Origin of the sequence: Streptomyces viridosporus (genome assembly GCF_002078235.1) — a bacterium.
Lineage (GTDB): Bacteria > Actinomycetota > Actinomycetes > Streptomycetales > Streptomycetaceae > Streptomyces > Streptomyces viridosporus.
Genome location: NZ_MSGP01000468.1, coordinates 1 through 5,387 on the forward strand (window position 1 = coordinate 1; position 5,387 = coordinate 5,387).

Genomic DNA, 5,387 nt, shown 5'->3' on the forward strand with positions numbered 1-5,387 from the left:
CCCGGGCTACGGACAGCCGACGCCACCCGGACACTTCCCGGGACAGCCGGGACAGCCGGCCCCCTACGGAGCGCCGCAGGGCGCCCCTCAGGGCGCGGCCCCGCAGGGCGCGGGCGTGCTCGGCGCGCTCCAGCAGTTCAAGGAGACGCCCACCGGTCAGCGCTGGACCCTGCAGAACAAGAAGCTCGTCCGTGCCGACCTCGGCATCGGCGGGCAGGCCGTCCTGGCCCGGCAGGGCAGCATGGTGCTCTACCAGGGCAAGGTCGACTTCAGCTACAAGGGCGCCGGCTTCACCGGCCGCATCGTGGGCAACGCCACCGGCCAGGAGATGCAGCTGATGCGCTGCACCGGCCAGGGCCAGGTGTTCTTCGCCGAGGACGCCACGATGCTGCACCCGATCGAGCTCCAGGGCGACGCCGTGTGCGTCTCCGCCGAGAACGTCCTGGCCTTCGACGAGAGCCTGCAGCACGAGGTCCGCCGCATCGAGGGGCACGGCATCCCCGGCGGCGCGCTGTTCACGATGCAGTTCCAGGGGACCGGCACCATCGTCGTGAAGACGCACGGCGTGCCCGTGGTGCTGCCGGTCACACCCACCACGTTCGCCGACTGCAACGCGGTGGTCGCCTGGTCGGCCGCCTCCCAGGTGGTCGTCTCCAGCCAGGTGCGGATGCGCCGCAACTCCTACCCCGGCGACACGGGAGAGAGCGTCAACCTCCAGTTCCGGGGGGCGCCCGGCAACTTCATCGTCGTCCAGCCGTACGAGATCTAAAGGGAGCCCGTCATGAACCAGCCGCTCGCGGGCTTCGCCCCCGCCCCCGTCACCGCCCGCATGGAGAACCACGGCAACCACATGCTGAAGGTCGCCATGCAGACCGGGAACGACCTCTTCGCGCGCGTGGGGTCGATGGTCGCCTACGAAGGATTCGTCCAGTACGAGCCCAACCCGCCGGCCGTGCGCCAGATCGCCAAGGACTGGCTGACCGGCGAGGGCGCACCCCTGATGAAGTGCTCCGGCGACGGCCTGCTCTACCTGGCCGACTACGGTGCCGACGTCGTCGTGATCAACCTCAACGGCGACGGCCTCTCCGTCAACGCCACCAACCTGCTCGCCTTCGACGCGCACCTGACATGGGGCGTGGAGCGGGTCAAGGGCCTGGCGAAGTTCGCCGGGCAGGGCCTGTGGAACACCAGGATCTCCGGACAGGGCTGGGTCGCGCTGACCTCCCGGGGCAAGCCGATCGTCGTCGACTGCGGCGGGGGCGAGGACGAGACGTACGTCGACCCGGACGCCCTGGTCGCCTGGTCCCCGAACCTCAAGGTGAAGGGCAAGCGCAGCTTCCGCGCCCAGTCGCTGATCGGCCGCGGCAGCGGCGAGGCCTTCCAGATGGCCTTCTCCGGTCAGGGCATCGTCGTCGTCCAGCCCAGTGAGGACAGCACCGACCGTCTCCGGGTCCGGGGCTGAGGGGGAGCAACCACACCATGCAGAGCCCGCTTTTCGCCTACCACGACCAGCAGACCCAGGAGCGCTGGAGCCTGCAGAACAAGCAGATGCTCCGGATCGCTCTGGAGGGCCACGACGACATCCTGGCCCGCAAGGGGTCCATGGTCGCCTACCAGGGCATGGTCGAGTTCGACGCCGAGTTCCAGAGCAACGGCCAGTCGCGCACGCGTGCGTACACCGGCGAGGGCCTCGACCTCATGCGCTGCCACGGGCAGGGCACGGTCTACCTCGCCAACCTCGCCCAGCACATCCACCTCATGGAGGTGGACCAGGAAGGGCTGACGGTCGACAGCGACTACGTGCTCGCGATGGACTCCTCGCTGCACCACGAGGTCCTCGCCGTCGACAGCCTGTACGGCATCTCCGGTTCCGGGAAGTACCAGCTCAACATCACCGGCCGGGGCAAGGTCGCCCTGATGACCTCCGGCATGCCGCTGCTGATGCAGGTGACGCCGGACAAGTACGTCAACTGCGACGCCGACGCGATCGTCGCCTGGTCCACCGCGCTGCGCGTGCAGATGCAGGCCCAGACGCACTCCTCCGGGGTGTGGCGGCGCCGCGGCAGCACCGGTGAGGGCTGGGAGCTCAGCTTCATGGGCAGCGGCTTCGTGCTGGTCCAGCCCAGCGAGCTGCTGCCGCCGCAGAACGCCCAGCTCGGCTCGGGTCTCGCCGCGCAGTACGGCATGGGACAGCAGGGGGCCCGCGGCCAGAACCAGGGCAACGTCTGGAGCTGACCGGCCGGGACGACACGGGTGAGGGGGCGACCGCCCGGGCGGTCGCCCCCTCACCCGTGCGTCAGGCGGCCAGTCGCCTCCGGGTCGCCTCGACCAGACGGAGGACCGAGGCGTCGGCCACCTCCGCGACCTCGTCGTACGGGAACCAGCGCAGGTCGAGCGACTCGTCGCTGATCGCGTGCGCGGCGTCCGGCGCGGCCAGGGCCGCGTACTGGACGTCGAAGTGCCAGTGGCAGGGCGGCGGGATCGGATGCCGGTCCAGGCGCACCGGCCCGCCCGGGAGGAGCGTCAGGCCCGCGATGCCGGACTCCTCCGTGGCCTCCCGCAGGGCCGCCGCCGCGAGCGAGGCGTCACCCGGCTCGCAGTGCCCGCCCATCTGCAGCCACATGCGCAGCTTCCGGTGCAGGGTGAGCAGGACGCGGCCGCGCTCGGGGTCGACCACCAGGGCGCTCGCCGTGACGTGGCCCGCGTGGCAGGCCTTCCACATGCCGTCCGGATGCGCCGCGAGGTGGTCCAGGTAGGCCTGGCGCAGTTCGGGCTGGTCCTCGTACCCCTTGAGCACGAGGACCGCGTCGTCGTACAGGCTCACTCGGTGCCGTCGCCCCCGCCCTTGCCGCCGTCCCGGCCCTGGTCCTCGCCCTCGTCCTTCTTCCTGAGGTCGGGCTTGCCGGCCGCCTCGCCGAGCATCTTGTCCAGCTCGGAGAAGTCGATCTGCTCGCGGTGCACGAAGCCGTCCGGGTCGTCCAGGTCGGTGGCCGTGGGCAGCATGTCGGGGTGGGCCCACAGGGCGTCCCGGCCGTCGACACCGCGCGCGTCGGTGAGCGAGGCCCACAGGCGCGAGGCGTCGCGCAGCCGGCGCGGGCGCAGCTCCAGACCGATCAGCGTGGCGAACGTCTGCTCCGCCGGGCCGCCCGAGGCGCGGCGGCGGCGCAGCGTCTCGCGCAGCGCGTCGGCCGACGAGAGCCGGGGCTTCGCCGCCGCGTGCACCACCGCGTCCACCCAGCCCTCGACGAGCGCCAGCGCCGTCTCCAGACGGGCCAGGGCGGCCTTCTGCTCCGGCGTGTCCTCCGGCTGGAACATGCCCTGCTGGAGGGCCTCCTGCAACTGCTCGGGGTTCTGCGGGTCGAACTGGCCGACCACGTCCTCCAGCTTGGCCGTGTCGACCTTGATCCCGCGCGCGTAGCCGTCGACCGCGCCGAACAGGTGCGAGCGCAGCCACGGGACGTGTGCGAACAGGCGCTGGTGGGCGGCCTCGCGCAGGGCGAGGTACAGCCGCACCTCCTCCTGGGAGACGCCCAGGTCCTTGCCGAACGTCTCGATGTTCAGCGGGAGCAGCGCCGCCCGCCCGGCCGGCCCGAGGGGCAGGCCGATGTCGGACGATCCGACGACCTCACCGGCCAGCACGCCGACGGCCTGCCCGATCTGCGTGCCGAACATGGCGCCGCCCATGGAGCGCATCATGCCGATCAGCGGGCCGGCCATGGCCTGCATCTCCTCGGGCAGGACGTCGCCCATGGCGTTCCCGACGCGCTCGGCGACCGGGTCGACCAACTCCTGCCAGGCCGGGAGGGTCGCCTCGACCCACTCCGCGCGGCTCCAGGCCACGGCGGTGTGCGCACCCGACGGCAGGGAGGTGGCGTCGTCCAGCCACAGGTCGGCCAGGCGGACGGCGTCCTCGACGGCCTTGCGGTCGGCGGGGCCCACGCTCGCGTCCTTCGAACCGCCCGGGGTGCCCTGGGAGACGGTCTGGCGTGCGATCTGCTTGGCCATGTCCCAGTTCACCGGACCGCCCTCGTAGGAGAGCATCTGGCCGAGCTGCTGGAACGCGGCGCCCAGGTCGGTGGGGTTCAGCGACCCGAACATCGCGGCGAACGGATTGTCCGCGCCCGGGGCGCCAAAGCCTCCGGCTCCGGGCACGCCGAAACCGAACGGGTTGGCCGGGCCCTGACCACCGCCGCTCTGCGGGTCCTTCTTCTTGCCCTCGTCGCCGTCGTCCGGCTCCTCCGGCGGAAGGCCGAATCCGAATGGGGTGTCACTCACGGGATTCCTCGGCTGATAGGGCCGCCGGTTCTTTCCGGCGGCACGGCTGCCCGACAACACCACCCAGCGTAGACACCTGAAGCCGTTCGAGCCTCGGTGCTTCGCCGACAGAGGGCCTGCGGCAGGATGGATGCCACCTGGTACGCACGCGTGACTTGCGCTCGTACTGAAGACAACCGCTGGAGACGCCCGGTGAGTTCCCCAGATCCACAGGTTCGCGCAGCGCGAAACAAGTCAGTCCGTCCGTCGCCCGACCACCACCCCTCGACGACGGCGCTCCGCGCAGGCCGGACGCCTGCCGCGCGCGGGCCCGTCGTAGCGGTCACCGGTGCCGCGTCCGGCGTCGGCGCGCTGCTCACCGGGCGGCTCGCCGCCTCGGAGGAGGTCAAGCGGGTCGTCGCCATCGACGAGCGGCGCGGTGAGTGCACCGAGGCCCAGTGGCACATCCTGGACGTCCGGGACCCGGCCATCGCGGACAAGCTGCGCGGTGCCGATGCGGTGGTGCACCTGGCGCTCGACCTCGACCTGGAGACCGACGCCGCCGCCCGTACGGCCTACAACGTACGGGGGACGCAGACCGTCCTGACGGCCGCCGCGGCGGCCGGGGTGCACCGCGTGGTGCTGTGCACCTCGACGATGGTCTACGGGGCGCTGCCCGACAACGAGCTGCCGCTGTCCGAGGACGCGGAACTGCGGGCCACGGCGGAGGCCACGGGCGTCGGCGACCTCCTCGAGATCGAGCGGCTCGCGCGCCGGGCGCCGCGGGCGCACCCCGGGCTCAACGTCACCGTCGTCCGCCCCGCCGTGCTGGTGGGAGGCACCGACACCGCGCTGACCAGGTATTTCGAGTCGCCCCGGCTGCTCGTGGTGGCCGGATCGCGGCCCGCGTGGCAGTTCTGCCACGTCGATGATCTGTGCAGCGCCCTGGAGTACGCCGTGCTGGAGAAGGTCGACGGGGAGCTGGCCGTCGGCTGCGACGGATGGCTGGAACAGGAGGAGGTCGAGGAGCTCAGCGGGATCCGCCGCATGGAGCTGCCGTCGGCGGTGGCGCTGGGCGCCGCGGCCCGGCTGCACCGGATCGGGCTCACCCCGTCCCCGGCCGGGGACCTGGC

Annotated in this window: 6 protein-coding genes; 4 read left to right on the top strand and 2 right to left on the bottom strand. The window is 71.9% G+C overall.

Translation table 11 applies throughout. The features are described from left to right. The 3 genes from B7L92_RS29305 to B7L92_RS29315 all read left to right on the top strand — a co-directional run. Window positions 1–769: AIM24 family protein (locus B7L92_RS29305; RefSeq protein WP_107501638.1), on the top strand; the 769-nt coding region annotated here is incomplete at its 5' end. 12 nt (window positions 770–781) lie between these two features. Beyond that, on the top strand, window positions 782–1,462 hold the full coding sequence (locus tag B7L92_RS29310) for an AIM24 family protein (RefSeq protein ID WP_081240389.1): 681 nt from the start codon (window positions 782–784) through the stop codon (window positions 1,460–1,462). 17 nt (window positions 1,463–1,479) lie between these two features. Continuing rightward, window positions 1,480–2,235 (top strand): AIM24 family protein, encoded by a 756-nt coding sequence (locus B7L92_RS29315; RefSeq protein ID WP_081240390.1) that lies wholly within the window; start codon window positions 1,480–1,482, stop codon window positions 2,233–2,235. Window positions 2,236–2,296: 61 nt separating this feature from the next. On the opposite strand, the gene B7L92_RS29320 is transcribed toward B7L92_RS29315, so the two are convergent. After that, window positions 2,297–2,824, bottom strand: coding sequence for an NUDIX hydrolase (locus tag B7L92_RS29320; protein ID WP_081240391.1), 528 nt, complete (start codon window positions 2,822–2,824; stop codon window positions 2,297–2,299). Beyond that, window positions 2,821–4,275, bottom strand: a complete 1,455-nt coding sequence (locus B7L92_RS29325; RefSeq protein WP_081240392.1) for a zinc-dependent metalloprotease — start codon at window positions 4,273–4,275, stop codon at window positions 2,821–2,823. The genes B7L92_RS29320 and B7L92_RS29325 overlap by 4 nt, the downstream gene beginning before the upstream one ends. Window positions 4,276–4,467: 192 nt before the next feature. Between B7L92_RS29325 and B7L92_RS29330 the strand changes: the two genes are divergently transcribed. After that, window positions 4,468–5,387 (top strand): NAD-dependent epimerase/dehydratase family protein (locus tag B7L92_RS29330; protein ID WP_081240393.1); only part of this gene is annotated, 920 nt, incomplete at its 3' end.

Bases quoted from the DNA above. Each gene is read 5' to 3' on its own strand.
- B7L92_RS29310 (WP_081240389.1), top strand. From the start codon at position 782: ATGAACCAGCCGCTCGCGGGCTTCGCCCCCGCCCCCGTCACCGCCCGC.
- B7L92_RS29315 (WP_081240390.1), top strand. From the start codon at position 1,480: ATGCAGAGCCCGCTTTTCGCCTACCACGACCAGCAGACCCAGGAGCGC.